At 68.1% G+C, this 22,948-nt stretch carries 20 protein-coding genes; 16 read left to right on the plus strand and 4 right to left on the minus strand.

What is annotated here, in order from left to right:
* Positions 1-29 precede the first annotated feature (29 nt).
* On the minus strand, positions 30-1,628 hold the full coding sequence (locus tag BO226_RS22955) for an FUSC family protein (protein WP_033097930.1): 1,599 nt from the start codon (positions 1,626-1,628) through the stop codon (positions 30-32).
* Positions 1,629-2,252: 624 nt separating this feature from the next.
* On the opposite strand from BO226_RS22955, the gene BO226_RS22960 reads away from it, so the two are divergent.
* From BO226_RS22960 to BO226_RS22970, 3 genes are all read left to right on the plus strand, one after another.
* The gene (locus BO226_RS22960; RefSeq protein WP_071936147.1) at positions 2,253-2,948 is read left to right on the plus strand and encodes a hypothetical protein; all 696 of its coding nucleotides are present in this window, start codon (positions 2,253-2,255) and stop codon (positions 2,946-2,948) included.
* 68 nt (positions 2,949-3,016) lie between these two features.
* Positions 3,017-4,948: a sensor histidine kinase gene (locus BO226_RS22965; RefSeq protein WP_071936148.1), complete on the plus strand. Its 1,932-nt coding sequence runs from the start codon at positions 3,017-3,019 to the stop codon at positions 4,946-4,948.
* Positions 4,945-5,595 carry a response regulator gene (locus BO226_RS22970; RefSeq protein ID WP_071936149.1) on the plus strand — a complete coding sequence of 217 codons (651 nt, stop codon included), beginning with the start codon at positions 4,945-4,947 and terminating at the stop codon, positions 5,593-5,595. Before BO226_RS22965 ends, BO226_RS22970 begins: the two co-directional genes overlap by 4 nt.
* Before the next feature lie 8 nt (positions 5,596-5,603).
* Here the strand turns inward: BO226_RS22970 and BO226_RS22975 are convergent, their stop codons facing one another.
* Positions 5,604-6,320: a GntR family transcriptional regulator gene (locus BO226_RS22975; protein WP_071936150.1), complete on the minus strand. Its 717-nt coding sequence runs from the start codon at positions 6,318-6,320 to the stop codon at positions 5,604-5,606.
* Between the two features lie 98 nt (positions 6,321-6,418).
* Here BO226_RS22975 and BO226_RS22980 point away from each other — a divergent pair, with 98 nt between their 5' ends.
* The 8 genes from BO226_RS22980 (at position 6,419) to BO226_RS23015 (ending at position 16,182) form a co-directional block, all read left to right on the plus strand.
* A complete protein-coding gene (locus tag BO226_RS22980; protein WP_071936151.1) occupies positions 6,419-7,549 on the plus strand; it encodes a TIGR03364 family FAD-dependent oxidoreductase in 1,131 nt (376 codons plus the stop codon).
* Between the two features lie 40 nt (positions 7,550-7,589).
* A complete protein-coding gene (locus BO226_RS22985; protein ID WP_071936546.1) occupies positions 7,590-8,261 on the plus strand; it encodes a phosphonatase-like hydrolase in 672 nt (223 codons plus the stop codon).
* A 24-nt stretch (positions 8,262-8,285) separates the two neighbouring features.
* Positions 8,286-9,254: a phosphate/phosphite/phosphonate ABC transporter substrate-binding protein gene (locus tag BO226_RS22990; protein WP_071936152.1), complete on the plus strand. Its 969-nt coding sequence runs from the start codon at positions 8,286-8,288 to the stop codon at positions 9,252-9,254.
* A 2-nt stretch (positions 9,255-9,256) separates the two neighbouring features.
* Entirely contained in the window at positions 9,257-10,069 is an 813-nt protein-coding gene (phnC, locus tag BO226_RS22995; protein ID WP_071936153.1) for a phosphonate ABC transporter ATP-binding protein, read from the plus strand.
* Positions 10,066-11,655, plus strand: coding sequence for a phosphonate ABC transporter, permease protein PhnE (gene phnE / locus BO226_RS23000; RefSeq protein WP_071936154.1), 1,590 nt, complete (start codon positions 10,066-10,068; stop codon positions 11,653-11,655). The genes phnC and phnE overlap by 4 nt, the downstream gene beginning before the upstream one ends.
* Positions 11,631-12,638 carry a zinc-binding dehydrogenase gene (locus BO226_RS23005; RefSeq protein WP_071936155.1) on the plus strand — a complete coding sequence of 336 codons (1,008 nt, stop codon included), beginning with the start codon at positions 11,631-11,633 and terminating at the stop codon, positions 12,636-12,638. Before phnE ends, BO226_RS23005 begins: the two co-directional genes overlap by 25 nt.
* Positions 12,639-12,796: 158 nt before the next feature.
* On the plus strand, positions 12,797-14,011 hold the full coding sequence (locus tag BO226_RS23010) for an acetyl-CoA C-acetyltransferase (RefSeq protein WP_071936156.1): 1,215 nt from the start codon (positions 12,797-12,799) through the stop codon (positions 14,009-14,011).
* A gap of 23 nt (positions 14,012-14,034) precedes the next feature.
* The gene (locus BO226_RS23015) at positions 14,035-16,182 is read left to right on the plus strand and encodes a 3-hydroxyacyl-CoA dehydrogenase NAD-binding domain-containing protein (protein ID WP_019290266.1); all 2,148 of its coding nucleotides are present in this window, start codon (positions 14,035-14,037) and stop codon (positions 16,180-16,182) included.
* A gap of 93 nt (positions 16,183-16,275) precedes the next feature.
* Here the strand turns inward: BO226_RS23015 and BO226_RS23020 are convergent, their stop codons facing one another.
* Both BO226_RS23020 and BO226_RS23025 read right to left on the minus strand, forming a co-directional pair.
* Positions 16,276-17,583 (minus strand): class I SAM-dependent methyltransferase, encoded by a 1,308-nt coding sequence (locus BO226_RS23020; RefSeq protein ID WP_071936157.1) that lies wholly within the window; start codon positions 17,581-17,583, stop codon positions 16,276-16,278.
* Positions 17,580-19,040, minus strand: coding sequence for an FAD-binding oxidoreductase (locus BO226_RS23025; RefSeq protein WP_071936158.1), 1,461 nt, complete (start codon positions 19,038-19,040; stop codon positions 17,580-17,582). The genes BO226_RS23020 and BO226_RS23025 overlap by 4 nt, the downstream gene beginning before the upstream one ends.
* Positions 19,041-19,188: 148 nt before the next feature.
* On the opposite strand from BO226_RS23025, the gene BO226_RS23030 reads away from it, so the two are divergent.
* The 5 genes from BO226_RS23030 (at position 19,189) to BO226_RS23050 (ending at position 22,859) form a co-directional block, all read left to right on the plus strand.
* Positions 19,189-19,623 carry an SRPBCC family protein gene (locus BO226_RS23030; protein WP_071936159.1) on the plus strand — a complete coding sequence of 145 codons (435 nt, stop codon included), beginning with the start codon at positions 19,189-19,191 and terminating at the stop codon, positions 19,621-19,623.
* 104 nt (positions 19,624-19,727) lie between these two features.
* A complete protein-coding gene (locus BO226_RS23035; protein WP_016693176.1) occupies positions 19,728-20,051 on the plus strand; it encodes a YbaB/EbfC family nucleoid-associated protein in 324 nt (107 codons plus the stop codon).
* Positions 20,052-20,060: 9 nt separating this feature from the next.
* On the plus strand, positions 20,061-20,669 hold the full coding sequence (gene recR, locus BO226_RS23040; RefSeq protein WP_016693177.1) for a recombination mediator RecR: 609 nt from the start codon (positions 20,061-20,063) through the stop codon (positions 20,667-20,669).
* On the plus strand, positions 20,666-21,265 hold the full coding sequence (locus tag BO226_RS23045; RefSeq protein WP_071936160.1) for a TetR/AcrR family transcriptional regulator: 600 nt from the start codon (positions 20,666-20,668) through the stop codon (positions 21,263-21,265). The genes recR and BO226_RS23045 overlap by 4 nt, the downstream gene beginning before the upstream one ends.
* A 97-nt stretch (positions 21,266-21,362) precedes the next feature.
* Positions 21,363-22,859, plus strand: a complete 1,497-nt coding sequence (locus tag BO226_RS23050) for an MFS transporter (RefSeq protein WP_232238015.1) — start codon at positions 21,363-21,365, stop codon at positions 22,857-22,859.
* The last annotated feature ends 89 nt before the right edge of the window (positions 22,860-22,948 follow it).

Below are 22,948 nucleotides of genomic sequence, written 5' to 3' on the forward strand. Positions count from 1 at the left end.
GTTCCGACGGAAGCGACCGGGTCCCTGCTTCAGGGGCCCGGTCGTTCCGGGAGGGTCAGGATCCGGTAGCCGAGTTCGTGGAGACGGCGGTGCTCGATCCAGCGTTCCCGGGTCCACGCCGGCTCGGTGTGCGCGGCGATGACGGCCGCGGTGGTGGAGGCGTGGAGGTCGAACTCGAGGTCGCGGCGCAGTTCGGGCAGCTCGCGGACGTCCGTCGACGCGGCGATTCTCGTGACGGCGTCGCGGACGCGGCCGTCGGCGAAGTCGAGGACGCGACGGTGGGCCCGGGGAAGTACGCCCCACAGCACCGCGAGCGCGACGAGGACGCCGACAACGGTCTCGAGGAAGCGGTCGCGCGCGACCGTCACCAGATCGCCGGGGGCACCCAACCCGCCGAGGACGACGACGAGTGGGGTGATGAAGACCATCGCCAGGCCGTAGTTCCGCACCAGGAACATTTCCGTGCCGGCCATCACCGCGGCCAGCACCACGACGAGGGCGACACCACCGGGATGGAAAGGCGTCAGGCAGGCCACCAGGACGAGTCCGAGCACGGTGCCGAGGAAGCGGTGCGCCGCCCGGTAGGAGCCGAGGATCCGATCCGGTCCCTGATGCAGGATCATCGCGGCCGTGATGACCGCCCAGTCGGGACGTCCGACGCCCAGCGCGATGGCGATCGTCCCGGCGAGAGGTCCCGCGACGAGCAGGCGCACCGCGATCGTCGCCGACCGGCTGCGCAGGTGCGCGGCGCGCGCGAGGCGGTACCGCACGGAGGGGCGTCGCAGCGGGGTCCGCAGTCGCAGATCGTCCTCGGGAACTGCCTCGTCCCGCGGACGCTCGTCCAGTGTCTCCGCGCATCGGAGGTGCGCCGCGCGCAGCGTCTGCTCCAGCGGATGCCCCGAATCGATGAGTCCTGCGTCGTGCAGGCACTGCCAGGCCGCGTGCAGATCGTGGACCGCGGCGCGGCGATTGCCGGGTGAGTTCTCCTCGAAGACCGCGTCGACGGCAGCGACCGCCGCGGCCACGGCGGTGCGTTCCGGGGTTCGCGGCCGGAACGGGGCACCGGACATGGAGGCCACGACGGCCGTTCCGGCGCCGATCGCGGTCCACGCCGAGACCGTCGGGACGGACACTCCCAGCGCGGGGAGAGCGGATGCGATCTCGAGGGACAGCAACATCAGGAAAGCGCCGGGCGCACCCATCCGCAGGGCGTCGACGACGAAGGCGCACACCGCGACGGTCGCGGTCATCGCCGCGACGACCACCAGGTACCACCACGCCGACCCGCCCGCGGCCAGTTCGTGGTGGACGACCGAACCTGCGAGGGCACCGATCGTCGCCAGTGTCACGAGCACCGTCCCGATGACGGCGACCGCTCGGGCACGGACGCGATAGGGGCGTTGCTCGCCGTAGACGACGGCGAAAGCGCCGAGTGTGGCGATGGCGGAGACGGCGCCGAATCCGAGAGCGACGCCCACGAGACCGGGCACCGCGACCGTGGCGGCTGCGCGCGCGGCGCCGGGCCACCGGCGTCCTTGCCGGGGAACCGACAGCATCGCCGTCCGCAACGGGGCGGGGGTGGGCAGCGGAAGGTCGACGACCCGATGATCTCCGCTCGCTTCCGCCACGTCGTACCACCCTAGGAACCGACGGGGCACTGCTTACCGCCGGCAGGCGCGCATGAGGCGCAGGTCACTGGGCTGATCCGCCGCATTTCCCCACGGAATATCCGACCCGGAATTCCGCGGCGTGCGAATTGCGAACGTATCGAATTCGCCGGTGGAAAATGCGTCGACTCGCATATTTCTCATAAATAGGATAGAAGAGGGGAGCGCCTGTTTCGAAGTCGGGAGAAATTCACCCGGCCCCGTGAAAGGACATTCCATGGCACTCAATGTTGTGTTGTTGTTACTGGTACTGGCTGCGGCCTTCGCGTCCGTCGCCGCTCTTCATTCGGCGGACGAGCGCCGCACCCGAAATCCCTGAGTGAATTCGGGGCGACGCGGATCCGGCAGCCCACGGAAATATCCGCGTCGGCATCCTCGGTCATGGGGGAGGTTGTGTGCGTTTCCGTCGGGAGAATCGCACACAACCTCCCCTCGGTTGTGGTAGGTGCACGACGTCTGCCCGACGAGGGACGCCGGCGGCGATCCCGGAAGATCGGGACAGTCGTCCCTTCCACCCGGGACACCGGGCACCGGATCGTTCCTTCCACGACGCGCAGGGCGTCGCACCGATCCGAAGGGACCTTCATGAACACTCTCGGCACCGAGACCGAACCCCTCGCGCCGATCGCTCCCGATCGTCGTGGCCCCGGTTCGCTCTGGGCGTGGACGGGTGCGGTCGCCGGCCTCGCCGGCGTCGTGGGCATCCAGGCGAGCATGGCGATGAGCGCGGCATACAACGAGCGCACCGCCGGCAACGCGGTGGCGATCATGACCGAGTTCGCCGGGCAGCGCACGCCCATGCTCGTCATGCACCTGACGCTGATGGTGTCGACGACGCTGCTGCTCGTCTTCGCCGCCGGACTGCAGCGCCGACTGCGCGCAGGCACTCCGGAATTCAGCCTCGTGCCGACGGTCGCGGCATTCGGTCTCGTGCTCACCTCGGTCGCGACCCTCATGGGCACCGGACTCGACACCGAGTTGCTGTTCGGCCTCGGCAACACCGATCAGATGGTGCCCGAGGTGGCGGTCTTCGCCTCGCATTGGATGGGCACCATCCCATGGCTGTGGGTCGGTGCCGGTGTCAGCGGCGTCGCGGTCGCGGTCGCGGTCCTGCGTCACCGCGCGGCGCCCCGGTGGATCGGTTGGGCGAGCATCGTTCTCGGTGGTCTGACACTGCTCCTCGGCATCTCCCCACTGCAGTACATGGCCGGCTTCACCGGCCCGGTGTGGGTGCTGGTGGCCGGAGTCGGCTTCGCCCTCGCGGACCGGCGTGCACGTTAGTGCCACTGCGAGCGGCCCAGCGGCGTACCTGCCGCGTCAAAGGCACGGTGGTGCATACTCACCGCACCATGAAGGACACCGTCACGACGACCGGATCGGCGGGTACCGGGGCTCCGGTACCCGCCGCCGTCGTGGCCGTCGCCTCCTGGCTGCTCGCCGTTGCGGCCGTCGTCGTGTTCGTCGCGGCACGGCCCGCGCTCGATTCCGACCAGCTGTTCTTCGTCGTCGACGTCGTCGGAGCCGCCGTCTACGGGACGGTCGCCGGGGTGATCCTCGCCCGCCGGGTCCACGCCGTGCCGATCCTGCTGGCCGTCGCGTCGATCGGCGTCGGTGTGGCAGCGATGTCCTACAGCTGGACCCAGCTCGCCCTCGTCCGCCCCGAACTGCCCGTCGGATTCCTCGGTCCGCTGCAGAACACCACCTGGATCCCCGGGACACTCGCGTTGTTCCTGGTGGTGCCGTGGCTCGTCCGCGACCATCCGGCCGATCCCGTGGTGCGGGCCGGGATCGGCGTCGGTGTCCTGACGATCGCCTGGTTCTTCTGGGCGCGCACCTTCACCGACATCGCCGACATCTGGTTCGTCGGACCCGTTGTGGCCGTGGGTTTCCTGACCTCCGGGCACGTCGAGTGGCGTCGCCGTCACGCCTCGGCGGGCGAACGATCCGGGACGGGATGGCTCGCGCTCGGCAGTGCCCTGATGACGGCCTCGTACATCCCGTTGGCGGTCCCGGACGTGCCGTGGATGCTCACACCGCTGCTCCACCTCGCGACGCAGGCCTTCTATCCCGTCGCGATCCTCGCCGTCGTGCTGCGCCAACGACTCTGGGGCATCGACCTCGCGGTGGGTCGCGCCGCGCTCGCCGGCAGTCTCATCGCCGTGCTCGTCACCTGCTATCTCGCGGTGACGGTCGCGGTGTCGCTGGTGCTCCCGAACGAATCGGTCTTCGCCCAGGCGGTCGCCGCCACCGCCGTCGCCCTGGCCGTGCAGCCGGTGCGGATGTGGCTCGGCCGGAAGGTGCACCGCCTCGTCTACGGCGACGGCGTCGACCCGGCACGCGCCGTCCGGATCCTCGGGCGGCACTTCGCCGGTGCCGATTCGCCCGACCTGCTGTTGGGCGAACTCGCCGCCGGAATCGGCACCGCACTGCGTCTCGAATCGGTCGAGGTGCGCCGCGGCGGCGACGTGATCGCACGCTGGGGGACCGCGACCGGACCCGTCGAGGAGGTTCCGGTCGGTAACGGCGATGCCACCCTCGCCGTCACCCCACCTCCGGGCGAATCGCTCGGGGCACGCAGCCGGCGGGCGCTCACCGAACTCGCGACCGTCGTCGACGCCGGGCTCGTCGTCCTGCGGTCGGCGGAGGACCTCGAAAACGCGCGTCGCCGCCTCACCGAGGTGAGACTCGAGGAACGCCGCACCATCCGCCGCGAACTGCACGACGGTCTCGGCCCGTCGCTCGCCGGGGTGCGGCTCGGCCTGCAGGGCGCACGCAATCTCGTCACCACCGACCCGGACGCCGCGGCCGGACTCGTCGACGAACTGCTCCGCGAACTCGATCGGCAGGTCGACGGTGTCCGCGAGCTCTCGCGCAGTCTGCTGCCCCCGGTTCTCGACGAACTCGGCCTCACCGCCGCACTCGATGAACTCGTGATCACCCACGCCCGCGCGGGATTCCGCGTCGACCTGCGGTCCGACCTCCCCGCCGGGATATCCGGGCCGATCGCGTGGGCCGCCTACGGCATCGCCTCCGAGGCGATCATCAACGCGCGACGGCATTCCGGTGCCGACGAATGCACGGTGCGGGTCGCGGCGGAGGGCGACGTGCTGGCCCTCGACATCGTCGACGACGGACGAGGACTCGCGACCGACGCACGAATCGGTGTGGGGACGCAGAGCATGCGGGAACGGGCCCGGGAGGTCGGCGGAACGGTGGGCATCGAACCCGGCGACCCGCGCGGTGTCGTGGTGCGGGCGCGGCTACCCTGGTCCGAATCATGAGCGACAACGGAGCGATACGCGTTGCGGTCGTCGACGACCATCCCGTCTTCCGCCTCGGTATGGCGGCACTGCTGGGCACCCTCGACGGGATCGACGTCGTGTGCCAGGCGAGTTCGGTGGGAGAGGCCCTCGAGGTCGTGACCGGCGATGTCGACGTCGTGCTCATGGACATCGAACTCGGCGACGGATCGGGGATCGACGCGACCCGCAGCATCCTCCGGAAGTCGCCGGGCACCCGCATCCTGATGGTCACGATGCACGAGGACGAGGACATCCTCATCGCCTCCATCCGTGCCGGTGCCTCGGGTTATCTCGTCAAGGGGGCCGATCCGTCGGGGGTCGAACGGGCGATCCGGGCCGTGGCCGACGGTGAGATGATCGTCGGTGCGGCGGTCGCGGCGAAAGCCCTTGCGGCGGTCGCGACCTCCCGCAACACGTCGGCGGTCTTCCCGGATCTGACCGAACGGGAGCGGGAGATCCTCGACCTCGTGGCCCGCGGACTCGACAACGCCGCGATCTCCCGCCGACTCGTGCTCAGCCAGAAGACGGTGCGCAACCACGTGTCCAATATCCTCGGCAAGATCGGTGCAGCCGACCGGGCGAGCGCGATCGTCCGTGCGCGGGAAGCAGGCCTGGGCGTCGACTGACCTGCTGCTCAGGGAGTGACGGTCGTGACGAACGACATCCGGTCGCCGCGGTAGAGCGACCGGCGGTGCTCGATCGGGACGTCGTTCTCGTCGTAGGAGATCCGCTCGAGCAGCAGCATCGGTGTGCGGGTGTCGGCGTCGAGCAGCGCCGCCTCGCGCGCATCCGGCAGCGTGGTCTCGATCCGCTCGACCGCCCGCGCGAACGTGATCCCGTAGGAACGGATCGCGGCGTACAGCGACGACGACGGATCGAGCGTCCGGCGCAGATCCGGAAAGCGGTGTGCGGGAAGGCGCGTGCGTTCGAGTCCGACATGCACTCCGTCGGTGAGCAGGACACGTTCGAGTTCGAGGACGGGATCGCCGGGTTCGAGACCGAGGCGGCAGGCCAGTTCGTCGTCGGCGACGAGGTCGGTCCACGCGACGAGCACACGCCCGGCGCTGCGCCCTTCGAGCAGGGCGGCTTCGGTATAGGAACCGATGACGAGGGGCTGGACGATCTTCGGGCCGGCGACGACGGTGCTGCGGCCCCGCCGTTCGATGCGGCCGTCGACGAGCAGTTCTCGCAGTGCCTGGCGGACGGTTTCGCGGGCGACGTCGAACCGGGTGGCGAGATCGCGCTCGGAGGGGACCTGATCTCCCACGCTGAGCTGGTCGAGGAGGCACTCGACCTGGCGGCGCACGACCTGGTGCTTGAGGGTGCGCGCTTCGCGAACGACGGTGGCCACACATCCAGCGTAACCGAATTCCGGTCTATACCAACTGTTCACCGGGCGTTCGCCGAACCGGCCCCATATGGTCTAGACCATCCGCCACTGTCGTCCCCATGCGAATCCTGATCATCGGTGGCGGCATCCTCGGCACCGCACACGCCGACGCCGCCGTCCGTCGCGGACACGACGTCCTGCACCTCGAACGCGAACCGGAAGCGCGCGGCGCCACCGTGCGGAACTTCGGACTCGTCTGGGTCTCCGGCCGCACACGTGGCGAACTCGACGCCACCCTGCGGTCCCGCGAGCTGTGGGAGGACCTCGGCGCCCGCGTTCCCGACGTCGGTTTCCGCGCGAACGGTTCGCTGACGCTGCTGCGCACCGACGCCGAGGTCGCCGTCGCCGAGGAAGCGGTCGCACGCGACGACGCGCAGCGACGGGGATTCGCCCTGCTCGATGCGGACGAGACGCGCCGCCGTAACCCCGCGCTACATGGTAACTTCCTCGCGGCACTGCACTGCAGCACGGACGCCACCGTCGAATCCCGCATCGCGCTCCCGGCGATCCGGCAACATCTCGCCACCTCGGGCCGCTACCGGTTCCTGCTGTCCACAGAGGCCCGGGACGTCTCCCGCACGGCCCACGGGACCGTGCAGGTGCGCGACGACCACGGCACCGTGCACGAGACCGACCTCGTTCTCGTCTGTCCCGGCGCGACACTCGGTGGCCTCGCCCGCGACCTCGCCGGCGACCTGCCATTGCGCAGGGTCCGGCTGCAGATGATGCAGACCGCACCGCTCGGCGAAGACCTCACCACGTCGATCGCCGACGGCGACAGCCTGCGCTACTACCCGGGATTCGCCGGTACCGCCCTCGACGAGCTCACCGCCTCCGAGGAGCAACGACCCGTCGCCGCGCAGCATCGCATGCAGTTGCTGTGCGTCCAGCGCCTGCACGGCGGCCTCACCATCGGCGACACCCACGCCTACGACGAACCGTTCGACTTCGACGTCGACGAAGAACCCTACGACCACCTCGTCGCAGTGACGGAGGAGTTCCTCGGCCGCCGACTGCCGCGCGTCGTCCGGCGCTGGGCCGGTGTGTACAGCCAGTGCATCGACCCCACGGCGCTCGTGCACCGCACGAAGGCCGACGAGGACGTATGGGTCGTCGCCGGCCCGGGTGGCCGCGGTATGACGCTCGGCCCCTATCTCGGCGAGGAGACCGCCGACCTGCTCGGCCTCTGACATCCCGGAACCGGACGCCCCGAAACCCTTGGAGAAGAACATGACCATCCGACTTGCCGTGCTCGACATGGCCGGAACCACCGTCGCCGACGACGGACTCGTCGTTCGTGCATTCGACGAGGCGGCCACCGCCGTCGGCCTTCCCGCGAGCGGCCCGGAGCGGGACGACGCACGCAGATACGTCCTCGACACCATGGGGCAGTCGAAGATCGTCGTCTTCCGCGCATTGTTCGGCAGCGACGAACGTGCCCGGATCGCCAACGACGCCTTCGAACGCGCCTACGAACGATTCGTCGACCAGGGCGACGTCTCCGCCGTCCCCGGCGCCGAGAAGGCGATCACGCAGCTGCGTGAGGTCGGTGTGAAAGTCGTACTCACCACAGGATTCAGCCGATCCACCCAGGGCAGGCTGCTCGATGCACTCGGCTGGCACGACCTCGCCGACCTCGCTCTCACACCCGCCGACGCCGGTCGCGGACGCCCCTACCCCGACATGATCCTCACCGCCCTGCTGCGCACCGGTACCGACGACGTCCGTGACGTGGCCGTCGTCGGTGACACAGCAGGAGACATTCTGTCGGGTCTGCGCGCCGGCGCATCCGTCGTCGCCGGAACCCGCACCGGTGCCCACGACGAGGCGACGCTCCGTGAAGCCGGAGCCACCCACGTTCTCGACTCGATCACCGATCTGCCCGCTCTGCTCCTCGCCTGACCCTCGACACGAAGGACACCCCCCATGCGTTACCTGTCGTCCCGGCGCGCCGCCGCCTGTGCCGGTCTCGCCGCAGGACTCACCCTCGCCCTGACCGCCTGCGGTGGTTCGGATCCCGACGCGCTCACCGAACAAGGCTTCCCCGAAACCCTCACGCTCGGTGCGATTCCGGCCGAGAACTCGTCCGACCTGAAGGCGAGTTACGAACCGCTGCTGAAGATGCTCGAGGACGAGACCGGATCGACCGTCGAGTTCGTCCAGGCCTCCGATTACGCGGGCGTGGTCGAAGGCATGATCGCCGACAACGTCGACCTCGCCTTCTTCGGACCCTTCGCATATGTCGTCGCGCAGCTCAACGGCGCCGACACCACCCCGCTCGGCGCCGTCGTCCAGGATCCGGGCGCCGAACCCGGTTACCGCTCCTACGGTCTGACACAGTCGGGCAACTCCGGGATCGACAGCATCGAGGACTTCGCCGGCAAGGACGTGTGCTTCGTCGATCCCGGGTCGACGTCCGGATTCCTGTACCCCTCTGCAGGACTCATCGAAGCGGGAGTCGTCGGATCGGGCACCGAGCAGGATCTCGTCGCCGGCCTGACCCCGGTTTACGCCGGCGGACACGACGCCTCCGCACTGGCGATCGCAGCGGGCGACTGCGATGCGGGCTTCGCATTCGACACCATGGTCGACAAGACGATGATCGAGAGCGGCGACCTCCGGGAAGGCGAACTGAAGAAGGTCTGGGAATCCGAGACGATCGCCGGATCCCTGTTCGTCGGCGACAATTCCCTCGGTCCCGAGGTCGTCGAACGACTCGCCGGCATCCTCACCGAAAAGGGCAACGCCGACTACCTGCGCGCACAGGGATACTGCGACGGCGAATGCCGCATCACCGACGAACGTGCCTGGGGTGTCGTGCCCGCGACCGACGCCGACTACGACGGGGTACGCCACGTCTGCGAGATCACCGGCTCCGAGAAGTGCAAGGGCTGACGATGAGCATCGATCCCACCCACCAGGTCGCCGGCGACGATCTCGTCGTCTCCGCCCGCGGTGCCACCAAGGAATTCGGCACCACCACCGCGCTGTCCGGCGTCGACCTCGACGTCCACCGCAGCGAACTGGTCGTGCTGCTCGGCCTGTCCGGCTCGGGGAAGTCGACCTTCCTCCGGTGCCTGAACGGTCTGCACCCCGTCACCGAGGGCAGCATCGACGTCTCCGGAACACGCGTCGATCTCGCGTCGCGTCGTGAACTGCGGTCGCTGCGCAGGGACGTCGGATTCGTCTTCCAGCAGTTCAATCTGGTCGGACGGCTCAGCTGCCTCGAGAACGTACTCGTCGGCGGACTGGGCAGACTGTCACTGCCTCGCTACGGGGCACTCACCTACCCGAAGGCCATGCGTGTCGAGGCGCGGGAGCATCTCGACCGGGTCGGTCTCGCCGACCTCGCGGACCGGCGCGCCGACACACTCTCGGGAGGCCAGCAGCAGCGCGTCGCGATCGCGCGAACCCTCATGCAGCGGCCCACGGTCCTGCTCGCCGACGAACCCGTCGCCTCCCTCGACCCGGAGAACGCCGGCGTGGTCATGGATCTGCTGTTCCGGGTGTGCATGGAGGACAAGCTCACCGTCGTGTGCACGCTGCACCAGGTCGACCTCGCACTCGGCTGGGCACACCGCATCGTCGGTCTGCGCGACGGCCGCAAGGTTCTCGATCGCCCCGCGGTCGGTCTCTCCCGTGACGAGACCATGGAGATCTACCGGCGCGTCGAGCCCGCCTCCGACCCGCTCGGAGCCGGGTCGACATGAGCATCCTCGCCCCGCCCCGCAGTGAGCCGGTGTCCCACGACGCCGGTCGCGGCCGCCGGCGGACGATCACCGCCGGGTGGGCGATCGTCGCGGTCGCCGTCCTGGCATCGGCCGCGTATATCGATTTCGCGCCCGCGACTCTGCTCGACGGACTCGATTCGACGGCCGGCCTGATCGAACGCATGCTGCCGCCGCGACTCGACGATCCGGGCCGCATCGGTGTCCTCGCCCTCGAGACGCTGCTCATGGCGGTGCTCGGCACCGTCCTCGCGGCGGTCGCCTCGGTCCCGCTCGCATTCCTCGCGGCACGCAACACGACACCGCACCCGGTGCTCTACCGCATCGCCCGCGCCGTCATCACGTTCTGCCGCGCCATGCCCGACCTGCTGTTCGCGGTCCTGTTCGTCCGCGCACTCGGAATCGGCGTGCTCCCCGGTGTTCTCGCGCTCGCGCTGCATTCGATCGGCATGCTCGGCAAGTTGTTCGCCGACGCGATCGAACAGACCGACGCCGGGCCGCGGGAAGCCGTGCGCAGCACGGGCGTCGGGTACGTCCGCGAGATGATCAATGCGGTTCTGCCGCAGGTCGTTCCGTCGTGGACCGCGAACTTCGTCTACCGCATCGACATCAACCTCCGAACCTCCGTCGTCCTCGGTTTCGTCGGTGCCGGCGGCATCGGGTTCGCGCTGCAGGACGCACTGCGCGGGTTGGTCTATCCGCGTGCGCTCGGAATCGTGTGTGTGATCCTGGTGATCATCGCCGCGATGGAGGTCGTCGCCATCCTCGTCCGGCGCGCCCTGCTCACCCCTTCCGCGAGCGGGCCCGGACGCGAACGTGTCTCACGTATCGTCTTCTCGGCCACCGTCGTGGGATCCACGCTGCTCGCCCTGATCACCCTCCGTATCGACCCGCGCGAGCTGTTCACGTGGATCGGTCCGTCCCTCGAGGTCTTCACGCGTCTCGTGCCGCCGGACTTCGCCGCGGTGGGATGGGATCTCGCCGACGCGGTGCTGCAGACCCTCGCGATCGGTGCGGTCGCGACCGCTGTGGGTGCGGCGTTGTCGCTACCCTTCGGAATCCTGGCTGCGGGCAACGTGTCACCGCATCCCACCGTCTACGCCTCCGCGCGCGCCGTGATCCTCGTCGTGCGTGCCGTCCCCGAACTCGTCCTCGCGGTGATCTTCGTGGCCGCCATCGGACTCGGCCCCGTCGCCGGTGCGTGCGCGCTCGCCGTCGGATCCGTCGGATTCCTCGGCAAACTCGTCGCCGACGCCGTCGAGGAGATCGACTCCGGTCCGCTCGACGCGGTCCGCGCCGTCGGTGGCGGATGGTGGAAGACCTTGTTCGCCGCGGTGATCCCCCAGGTGGTTCCGTCCGTCGTCGGTTCGACGCTGTACCTGCTCGACGTCAACATCCGCACCTCGACCGTTCTCGGTGTCGTCGGTGCGGGAGGAGTGGGATTCCTTCTCTTCGAAGCGGTCCGGACGTTGAACTTCGAATTCGCCGGTGCGATCGTCGTCATCGTGTTCGCCGTCGTGTACGTCATCGAGAGGGTGTCGGGATGGATCCGTTCGAAGGTCGTGTGAGCCGCACGGCGGTGTGGACGGGGGCGGACATCGAGGTGCGGGAGGTGCCGATACCAGCCCTGTGCGACGGCGACGTGCTCGTCCGTGTCCGTCTCGCCACGGTGTGCGGAAGCGATCTGCACACCGTGTCCGGACGACGCTGCGGCCCGGCGCCGTCGGTGCTCGGACACGAAGGGGTCGGGGAGATCGTCGCGGTCGGCCCGCACGCCACCTCGGACGTGGGGGAGCGGGTCGTGTGGAGCGTGACGCGCGTGTGCCACGAGTGCGACCGCTGCCGATCCGGACGCACGGCCAAGTGCAGGTCGGTGACGAAGGTCGGTCACGAACCGTTCACCGGACCGTGGCCGTTGTCGGGAACGTACTCCGAGTACATCGTCCTGCCCGCGGGCACGGAACTCGTGCCCGTCCCGGACCTGCTGCCCGACGTCGTCGCAGCCCCCGCCGCGTGCGCGACCGCCACTGCCGCCGCGGTGATCGACGCGGCCAGTGACCTCGCAGGACGCCGGGTCGTGGTGTGCGGTACCGGAATGCTCGGTGTCACGGCCGTGGCCATGTGCGTGGAGGCCGGTGCCGAGGTCGTGGTCCTCGACGTCGACCCCCGGCGCACCGCATGCGCCGAACGATTCGGTGCGGTCGCCGACGACGGTGGTTCCGTGGACGTCGCACTCGACTTCTCCGGGTCGTCGGAGGCGATCGCCGCGCTCGTACCGCGCCTGGACATCGGTGGCCGCCTCGTCCTCGCGGGATCGGTGGCCCCTGCACCTGTCGTCCCCGTCGATCCGGAGGCGATCGTGCGCGGCTGGCTCACCATCAGCGGGGTGCACAACTACGAACCCCGGCACCTGCGCGAGGCCGTGGCGTTCCTGACCCGCACGGTCGCCGTCCACCCCTGGGCCGAGCTCGTCGACGCCCCCGTTCCCCTCGATGCGCTGGGAGAAGTCCTGCACAGGGGGTCCGGCCTGCGGGCGGCGGTGGCTCCGTAGGCGGTTTCCGGACGTTCGGTTCGGTCACGGACACCGATCGCTTCGGTCCTTACGGCCGAGGGGTGCCCGCTTCTATCGTAGGAGAGGTTGGGCACGGCGGCCCTCTGCAGGGCCGTGGGTGCTGTCGCTCCGCAAGCACGGGAAGGAACCTGCGCACTGTGACCACCGAGGCATTCATCTATGAAGCCATCCGAACACCACGCGGCCGAGGCAAGAAGACGGGCTCTTTGCACTCCGTCAAGCCGATCTCCCTGGTTACGGGCCTGATCGACGAGCTGCGTGTTCGATTCCCCGATCTCGACGAGAACCGTATCTCCGACCTGGTCCTCGGTGTCGTCAGCCCCGTCGGCGATCAGGGTGCCGACATCGCCCGCACCGCTGTCACCATCGCGAACCTGCCGGCCACCACGGGCGGCGTGCAGATCAACCGGTTCTGCGCGTCGGGCCTCGAGGCCGTCAACATGGCTGCGCAGAAGGTCCGCTCCGGCTGGGACGAGCTCGTTCTCGCCGGCGGCGTCGAGTCCATGTCGCGTGTCTCCATGGGCTCCGACGGTGGCGCGTGGATGCTCGATCCCGCCACCAACTACGACAGCTACCTGGTTCCCCAGGGCATCTCCGCCGATCTCATCGCGACCATCGAGGGCTTCACCCGCGAGGACGTCGACGCCTACGCACTGCGTTCGCAGCAGCTCGCGGCGGCAGCCTGGTCGGGCGGCTACTTCTCCAAGTCGGTCGTGCCGGTCAAGGACCAGAACGGCCTGACCATCCTCGATCAGGACGAGCACATGCGTCCGGACACGACCCTCGAGGGTCTGGCCAAGCTGCAGCCGTCGTTCGCGACCATCGGTGAGATGGGCGGCTTCGACGCCGTGGCGCAGCAGAAGTACCACTTCGTCGAGAAGATCGATCATGTCCACCACGGCGGCAACAGCTCGGGCATCGTCGACGGCGCGGCACTCGTGCTCGTCGGTTCCGAGCAGGCCGGCAAGGACCTCGGTCTGACCCCGCGTGCCCGCGTCGTCGCCACGGCCACCTCCGGTGCCGACTCGACGATCATGCTCACCGGCCCCACGCCGGCCGCGCACAAGGTTCTCGCTTCGGCGGGCCTGACGGTCGACGACATCGACCTGTTCGAGATCAACGAGGCGTTCGCCTCCGTCGTCCTGAAGTTCCAGAAGGACCTGAACATCCCGGACGAGAAGCTCAACGTCAACGGCGGCGCCATCGCGATGGGCCACCCGCTCGGCGCCACCGGCGCCATGATCACCGGCACCATGATCGACGAGCTCGAGCGCCGCGGAGCCAAGCGCGCCCTCGTCACCCTGTGCATCGGTGGCGGCATGGGTGTGGCCACCATCATCGAGCGCGTCTGACACCGGAAGGAATTCGAAAAACAGTGAGCGACAACATGATTTCCTGGGATAAGGACGCCGACGGCATCGTTGTGCTGACACTCGACGATCCGAACCAGGGCGCCAACACGATGAACGAGCTGTACAAGGCGTCGATGAAGGCCACCGTCGACCGTCTGTACGAGGAGCAGGACTCCATCACAGGTGTGGTGATCACCTCCGCGAAGAAGACCTTCTTCGCCGGCGGCGACCTGCGCAACATCATCGCGATCGGCCCCGACGACGCGCAGGTCGCGTTCGACGAGGTTCAGGGCATCAAGGCCGACCTGCGTCGTCTCGAGACCCTCGGTAAGCCCGTCGTCGCCGCCATCAACGGCGCGGCTCTCGGTGGCGGCCTCGAAATCGCCCTCGCGACGCATCGCCGCATCGCTGCCGATGTCAAGGGCGTGCAGATCGGTCTGCCCGAGGTCAGCCTCGGCCTGCTCCCCGGTGGCGGTGGCATCACCCGCACCGTGCGCCTGCTCGGCATCCAGACGGCGCTGCTCTCGGTTCTGCTGCAGGGCAACAAGTACAACGCGGTCAAGGCCAAGGAGATCGGCCTGGTCCACGACGTCGTGGGTAGCGTCGAGGAACTCGTTCCGGCCGCCAAGGAATGGATCAAGGCCAACCCCGAGGGCGGCATCCAGCCGTGGGATGTCAAGGGCTACAAGATCCCCGGCGGCACCCCTTCCAGCCCGGCCTTCGCCGCGAACCTTCCGGCCTTCCCCGCGAACCTGCGCAAGCAGATCAAGGGCGCCCCGATGCCGGCTCCGCGCGCCATCATGGCCGCCGCCGTCGAGGGCTCGCAGGTGGACTTCGACAATGCGTCGACCATCGAGTCGCGGTACTTCGTCGAACTCGCCACCGGCCAGGTCGCGAAGAACATGATCCAGGCGTTCTTCTTCGACATGCAGTCCATCAACTCGGGCGCTTCGCGTCCGAAGGACGTGCCGAAGCGCGAGATCAAGAAGATCGGCGTTCTCGGTGCGGGCATGATGGGCGCCGGCATCGCCTACGTCTCCGCCAAGGCCGGTTACGAGGTCGTCCTCAAGGACGTCACCCTCGAGGCCGCCGAGCGTGGCAAGAACTACTCGGAGAAGATCGAGACGAAGGCTCTCTCGCGTGGCAAGACCACCGAGGAGAAGTCGAAGGCTCTGCTCGACCGCATCACGCCGACGGCCGACCCCGCCGACTTCGCGGGCGTCGACTTCGTCATCGAGGCAGTGTTCGAGAACACCGAGCTCAAGCACAAGGTGTTCCAGGAGATCGAAGACATCGTCGATCCCGACGCGCTGCTCGGCTCGAACACCTCGACGCTGCCCATCACCGGTCTCGCGACCGGCGTCAAGCGTCCCGAGGACTTCATCGGTATCCACTTCTTCTCGCCGGTCGACAAGATGCCTCTGGTCGAGATCATCAAGGGTGAGAAGACCTCCGACGAGGCCCTGGCCCGCGTGTTCGACTACACGCTCGCGATCCGCAAGACTCCGATCGTCGTCAACGACAGTCGCGGCTTCTTCACCTCGCGTGTGATCGGCACCTTCGTCAACGAGGCCATCGCCATGCTCGGCGAGGGCATCGAGCCCGCGACCATCGAGCAGGCCGGTTCGCAGGCGGGTTACCCGGCTCCGCCGCTGCAGCTGACCGACGAGCTGAACATGAAGCTCATGCAGAAGATCGCGAAGGAATCCGAGGAGGCCGCCAAGCAGGGCGACACCAAGCTCGGCACCACGCGTCATCCCGCACTCGACGTGGTCGACTGGATGGTCGAGCAGGGTCGTCCGGGTCGTCTCGAGAAGGCCGGCTTCTACGAGTACGACGAGAACGGCAAGCGTCAGGGCATCTGGCAGGGTGTGCGTGATCACTTCAAGACCGAGGCGACCCTCGATGTGCCGCTGCAGGATCTGATCGACCGCATGCTCTTCGCCGAGGCGATCGAGACCCAGAAGTGCTTCGACGAGGGTGTTCTCGAGACCACCGCCGACGCCAACATCGGCTCGATCTTCGGCATCGGCTTCCCGGCCTGGACCGGTGGTGTCGCTCAGTACATCGTCGGCTACCCGGGTGGCAAGGAAGGCTTCGTCAAGCGCGCCGAGGAACTCGCCGCCAAGTACGGCGAGCGTTTCAACCCGCCGGCGTCGCTGCGCAGCTGACGCACACGACGGTTGCACGGAAGGGCTCCCGACGCCACGGCGTCGGGAGCCCTTCCCGTTCGCGCTCTTCTGTTTTCGTGCCGATGAGGTCGGCTAGGCGACCCACCAGGGGCGCAGCGGCGTCTGCGGCTTCTTGTCGTCGCCGAGCTTGACCGCGAGCACCTGGTGCAGCTGGACCACGTTGCGTTCGAAGCCGAGGCGCGAGCCTGCCATGTACAGGCCCCACAGGCGGGCCGTGCCCTCACCGACCTCGGCGACGCAGGCCTGCCAGTGCTTCTCGAGGTACTCGCACCAGCCCTTCAGCGTCAGGGCGTAGTGCTCGCGCAGGTTCTCCTCGTGCATCACCTCGAAGCCGATGTTCTGCGCCTCGGTGATGATGCGACCCGAACCGGTGAGCTCCCCGTCGGGGAAGACGTACCGGTCGATGAACCCGCCGGCCTTGGCGCGGGTGTTGTTGGTCGGCCGGGTGATGCAGTGGTTGAGCAGCAGACCGCCCACCCGCAGCTTGCCGTGGAGGAACCAGAAGTAGGCCGGATAGTTGGCGACACCGATGTGCTCGGTCAGGCCGATCGACGAGATGGCGTCGAATCCTTCCTCGGGCACGTCGCGGTAGTCGGAGTGCCGGACCTCCGCCAGGTCGCTCAGGCCCTCCTCGACGATGGCCTTCTGCGCCCATTCGGCCTGCTCCTTGGAGAGCGTCACGCCGAGGGCCTTCACACCGCGCCGAGCGGCGTAACGCACCATCCCGCCCCAGCCGCAACCGATGTCGAGCAGGCGGTCGCCCGGCTTCAACCGCAGCTTCTCGAAGACCAGACGGTACTTGTTCTCCTGGGCGTCCTCGAGGCTCTGATTCTCGGATTCGAAGACGGCGCAGGTGTACGTCATCGAGGGGCCGAGAACGTACTCGTAGAACTCGTTGGACACGTCGTAGTGGTGATGGATGACCTCGGCGTCGCGCGATTTCGAGTGCCGCAGACCCTCGGCGATGCGGCGCCAGCGCGGCAGGTGCTCCTGCGGCGGCGGTGCGATCGGCTTGAGCAGTTCGGTGCCGAGCGACCGGGCGATCTGCGCGAGGATACGTGCCGGGGGACGCTCGAAGTGCAGGTCGCCGAGCGAGGCGAGCAACTCGTAGGGGTTGCCGGGATGCACTCCCTTCGCCTGGAGATCACCCGAGATGTATGCCCGTGCCATGCCCAGATCGCCAGGGGCAGTGGCAATGTACGTCGCGCCCTTGGGCGATGCGAGATGCAGACCGTAGGGGGAGTCCTCGGGGCCCGCTGCCGATCCGTCGTAGGCCGTGAAGCGCAGCGGCATGTCGCCGCCGGTCACGATCTCGACGATCTGGGCGAGTGCGAGCTTGTCCTCGGTGGACCGATCGTTGTCGGTCTTGAATATGGTCACTTTCGTTGCACCGCCTTCGAAAACAGGTCCAGTAGACGGGACCGAGGGTCGTATTTCTGCTTGAGAGCGGGGTATTCACCGCCGCCGTAATAAAGTTTCTCGAACTCGTCCTTCGAGTAGTAGGAGTCCGAGTAGAGCGATTTGTGCCCGTCGAGTTCGGCGACCTTCTTCTCGATCAACCGGTTGGCGGCGCCCTCCTCGGCGCCGGGCACGATGGGAACGGACGACCAGAACCCGACGTTCACATAGGCGCGCTTCGGCTCGAGCGGGTACAGCGGCCACGGGCGCTGGGCGTCCGAGGTGCTCGGACGGCCGGCGTCCGGGGACGACTCGATGTCGCGCAACTTCAAGGGGCACAACCAGATCGGCTCGATGGGAATCTCGTCGAGGAACCACTCGACGAACTCCTGCGTGCGTTCGAGCGGGACCTCGATGTCCTGCACGACGCGCTCGCGGGGTGGATTGCCCTTGCGTGCCTCGATCCGGTCGGCCACCGAATACTTGTGGTCGAGCGCGATGAGCTTCCAGTAGAAACTGCTGCGCAGCAACTGCTTCGGCCACATCCGGCGGATCTTCGGGTTCTGGGCGCCGAAAGCCCGGGAGCACCAGAACCAGTCGGTGTCCCACCGCCACAGATAGTCGCGGATCGTGAGCCGATCCTCCTTGGGGCGGTTGACGGAGACGTGCTGGATCGACCGGTAGTAGATGTCCTGCCCGGTGTAATCGCTGACGGGACCCGGCTCGTCGGTCTGTGTGCCGAGCGTCAGGTAGCTCTCGGTCGCGGAGAAGACGACACCGTCGAGATAGTCGACCGGTGTGCCGTCCCAGGTCCGTTCGTCGACGATCCGCGCGAGGGCGGATTGCAGATCTGCGATCGTGTCGAAACGCAGGTGACGCAGTGCGACGAAACGTTTCACCGGTTCGAGTGCGATGCGCAGGCGCGTGGCGTACCCGAGCGAACCGTACGAGTTGGGGAAGCCGTGGAACAGATCGGCGTGCTTCCCCTCCGGACGGGCCGTGATGATCTCGCCGGACCCGGTCAGGATGTCCATCTCGAGCACGGACTCGTGGGGGAGGCCGTTGCGGAAGGACGTCGACTCGATGCCGAGCCCGGTGACGGCGCCGCCGAGCGTGATCGTCTTCAGCTGCGGGACGACCAACGGTGCGAGGCCGTAGGGCAGGGTCGCGTCGACGAGGTCCTCGTAGGTGCACATGCCGGCGACGTCGGCGGTGCGGGCCTGCGGGTCGACGGAGATGACACCGCCGAGACCGGAGACGTCGAGCCCCGGCGCGTTCGCCGCGGCGCGTGCCCGGAAGAGGTTCGACGTCTTCTTCGCGAGTCGCACGGGCGCGTCGGCCGGAATCGCGCTGTACGAGCGCAGCAGGCGGTCTACACCCTGGCGGTGTACCGCCTCACCGTACGGGACCTTCACACCTGACGATCTCGGCATCTGCATTCGACTCCTCGGGAGCGGCGCATCAGTGGCACGTCCACAATAGACCCGGCGGTCGCATCCGTCCCGGAACGCGCAGGGCAGGATGGATGCTGTCGTCACAGGCACATTCGAGCCCGCATCAGCGCGGAAGAAGTAGAAGGAGTCGTTCATGGCACAGGTCAGCGCAAGCAGTTCGATCCAGTTGGCGGCAGCTCCCGAGGTGGTGCTCACCGCCCTGGCCGACTACGAGACCGTGCGCCCGCGCATCCTCACCGAGCACTACCGCGACTACCGCGTGATCTCCGGCGGTCGCGGCGACGGCACCGTCGTGCACTGGATCCTCCAGGCCACGGAGAAGCGTCAGCGCGACGTGCAGGCCACCGTGTCGGTGAAGGGCAGTACCGTCACGGAGACGGATGCCAACTCCTCGCTCGTGACGACCTACAGCGTCGTGCCGAACGGGACGGGTTCGACGGTCGTCGTGCTCACTCAGTGGAAGGGTGCCGGTGGCGTCAAGGGCTTCTTCGAGAAGACGTTCGCGCCGCTCGGCCTGAAGAAGATCCAGCAGCAGGTGCTCGAGAACCTGAAGAAGGAAGTCGACTGAGCCCGGTTCCGTCGACCTCGGCGTCTGTGTCGACCCCGATACGCGGCGACTAGGCTGGCATCACAAACGTGCAGAAAGGACGTGCCGTGCAACCCGGTGGTGGAATGCCCGACATGCAGCAACTCCTCGCCCAGGCCCAGCAGATGCAGCAGCAGCTCGCCGCTGCACAGAACGAGATGGCGCAGGCGGAGGTGACCGGCCAGGCCGGCGGTGGCCTCGTGACGGCGACGGTGAAGGGCACGGGCGAGGTCGTGTCCGTGAAGATCGATCCGAAGGTCGTCGACCCCGAGGACGTCGAGACCCTGCAGGATCTGGTGGTCGGTGCGATCGCCGACGCCTCGGCGAAGGCCCAGGAGATCGCGGCCGAGAAGCTCGGTCCGCTCGCGGGTGGGCTCGGCGGCGGAATCCCCGGCCTGCCCGGTTTCTAGAGGTCGGCGTTGTACGAAGGACCGGTACAGGACCTCATCGACGAGCTGGGCAAGCTTCCGGGCGTCGGCCCGAAGAGTGCCCAGCGCATCGCGTTCCATCTGCTCTCGGTCGAGCCGCCCGAGATCGACCGCCTGCAGGCGGCGTTGCAGCGGATCCGCGACGGCGTGCAGTTCTGCGAGGTCTGCGGAACGGTCTCCGACCAGCAGCGTTGCCGGATCTGCTCCGATCCTCGCCGCGACCGCACGGTGATCTGCGTGGTCGAGGAACCGAAGGACGTGCAGGCGATCGAACGCACCCGTGAGTTCAGGGGGCGCTATCACGTCCTCGGTGGTGCGCTCGACCCGCTCAACGGCGTCGGTCCCGATCAGCTGCACATCCGCGAACTGCTCACCCGCATCGGCAACCAGGAGGACGGCGTCGACGTCTCCGAGGTGATCATCGCGACCGACCCCAACACGGAGGGCGAGGCGACGGCCACCTATCTGGTGCGCATGCTGCGCGACTTCCCGGGGCTGAGCGTCACCCGCCTCGCGTCGGGTCTGCCGATGGGTGGCGATCTCGAGTTCGCCGACGAACTGACGCTCGGACGAGCGTTGTCGGGGAGGCGGGCGATGTGACCGTGCGCAGCACGGAGGCATCGCATCGGGGTGAGCCCGAGAAGCGTCGCCGGACTTCCGACGAGACCAGGAAGCTGATCATCGACGCTGCCGGGAAGGCGTTCGCCACGCGTCCCTACCGCGACATCACGCTCAAGGACATCGCGGAGGAAGCGGGTGTCAGCGCGCCGCTGATCATCAAGTACTTCGGCTCGAAGGAGCAGTTGTACGAGGAGCTCGTCGACTTCCAGTACGGCGCTCAGGTGCTGTTCGAGGGGCCGCTCGAGAGCCTGGGGGAGCGGATGGTCGCGATGTTCGCCCGCCCACTCGAGCCCTACAAGCCGTTGTCGATGAACATCCTCTTCATGAGCGGGGGCAGCGAGGAGAGCAACCGCATGCTCCGCGACAACTACTCCACGCAGATGGTCGACGCTCTCGCCGCGAGGCTTCCGGGGCCGGATGCCCGCCTCCGGGCGGAGCTGGCGATGTCGGCGTTGATGGGGTTGGCGATCATGCGGCGTCGCATGATGCAGGAGCGCGCGACCGGCACGGTCGAGGAAGTGGTGGCGCTGTACGCGCCACTGGTCCAGCGACTGCTCGACGGAGACGGTTCTTAGCGGCACGAATGACCTTGGTCACTCCTCTTGAGGGTAAATAGCCGTTCACCTAATGTGGTGAACGGCTATTTACCTGTTTGTCGAGGAGGGGGTGTCGATGTCGATCTCGCTCCCCCTGCGCCTGCACGTGGCGGGTAGGTCCGCCTCCGCGCCGACGCGCTCGGCGTCCGGAACGACGAAGGCGAGCGGACCGGCGGAGAAGAAGACGCGCAACCTGCGGCATCTCGTCTTCCCGGTTCTCGCGGTCGGTGCCGTCTTCCAGGCCATCATGCAGACCGTCATGGTGCCGCTCCTGCCGAGCATGCCGGGCTTCACCGGCGCCGGAACCACCGCCGTCTCGTGGCTGGTGACGAGCACCCTGCTGGTCGGTGCGGTGATGACGCCCATCTTCGGCCGTCTCGCCGACATGATCGGCAAGAAGCGGATGCTCCTCATCGCGTTCTCGCTCATGACCCTCGGCTCGTTGATCTGCGCGCTGACCTCGGACATCGGACTGCTCATCGTCGCCCGTGGCCTGCAGGGCGCCGGCGCGGCGGTGCTGCCGATCGGCATGGCGATCCTTCGCGAGGTCCTGCCCCGTGAGCACGTGGAGCGCTCGATCGCGATGCTCAGTTCCACCCTCGGCATCGGCACCGCGGTCGGTATCCCGTTCGCGGCCGCCATCGTCCAGTTCGCCGACTGGCACCTGCTCTTCTGGACCACCGCCGCCATCGGCGCCGGTGTCGCCCTCGCGGCGTGGATCGTCATCCCGGAATCGGACACCCGCACCGGCGGTCGCTTCGACGCCGTGGGCGCCGCCGGCCTGTCCGCCGCCCTGGTGTGCCTGCTCGTGCCCATCACCCAGGGCAGCACGTGGGGCTGGACGAGCCCCGCGGTGCTGCTCTCGTTCGCCGCGTCGGTGCTGCTGTTCGTGCTCTGGGGAGTGCAGCAGCTGCGCAACCGCAACCCGCTCGTCGACCTGCGTGTCTCGGCCCGCCGTTCCGTCCTCGCGCCGCACCTGTCGGCACTGCTCGTCGGGTTCGCCTTCTACGGCAACACCCTCATCACCACGCAGCTGCTGCAGGCGCCGTCCGGGCACGGAGCCGGATACGACCTGACCATCCTCCAGGCCGCGGCCTGCCAGCTCGCCGCGAGCTTCGCGATGATGATCTTCGCGATCGTGGCCTCCCGGATCACCGAACGTTTCGGACCCAAGATCACGATCATGACCGGAGCGGTCTTCCTGCTCGCCGGCTACAGCGTCCACGCGGTGCCCGGCAAGCCGCTGTGGCTCGTCGTCGCCGCCATCTTCGTCGCGGCGATCGGCACGTCGCTCGTGTACTGCACGCTGCCGGTGCTCCTCCTCGGCGCGGTGCCGCTGTCGCAGAACGCCGCGGCGAACGGCGTCAACGTCCTGCTCCGCACCGTGGGCAGCACCGTCTGCAGCGCGGTCGTCGCCTCGGTGCTCGCGGCCCACACCCTCGGGGGCGGGCTCGGCATCGGCACCGCGGGCTTCGTGATCGCCTATCTCGTGTGCGCCGGTTGCGCCGTGGTCGTCTTCGTCTCGGGCTTCGCGCTCCCGTCGAAGCAGGCCCTGCGGCCCGTCGAGAACTGAGCCCGGCCCGCTCCTCCCGGAACAGTTACGGCCCCGCACCCCGGTGGTGAAACAGGAATGCGGGGCCGCCCCTCCTGTCCCCCAGGTCT

It is taken from the genome of Rhodococcus sp. 2G (genome assembly GCF_001886355.1).
GTDB classification, from domain to species: Bacteria; Actinomycetota; Actinomycetes; order Mycobacteriales; family Mycobacteriaceae; genus Rhodococcus; species Rhodococcus pyridinivorans.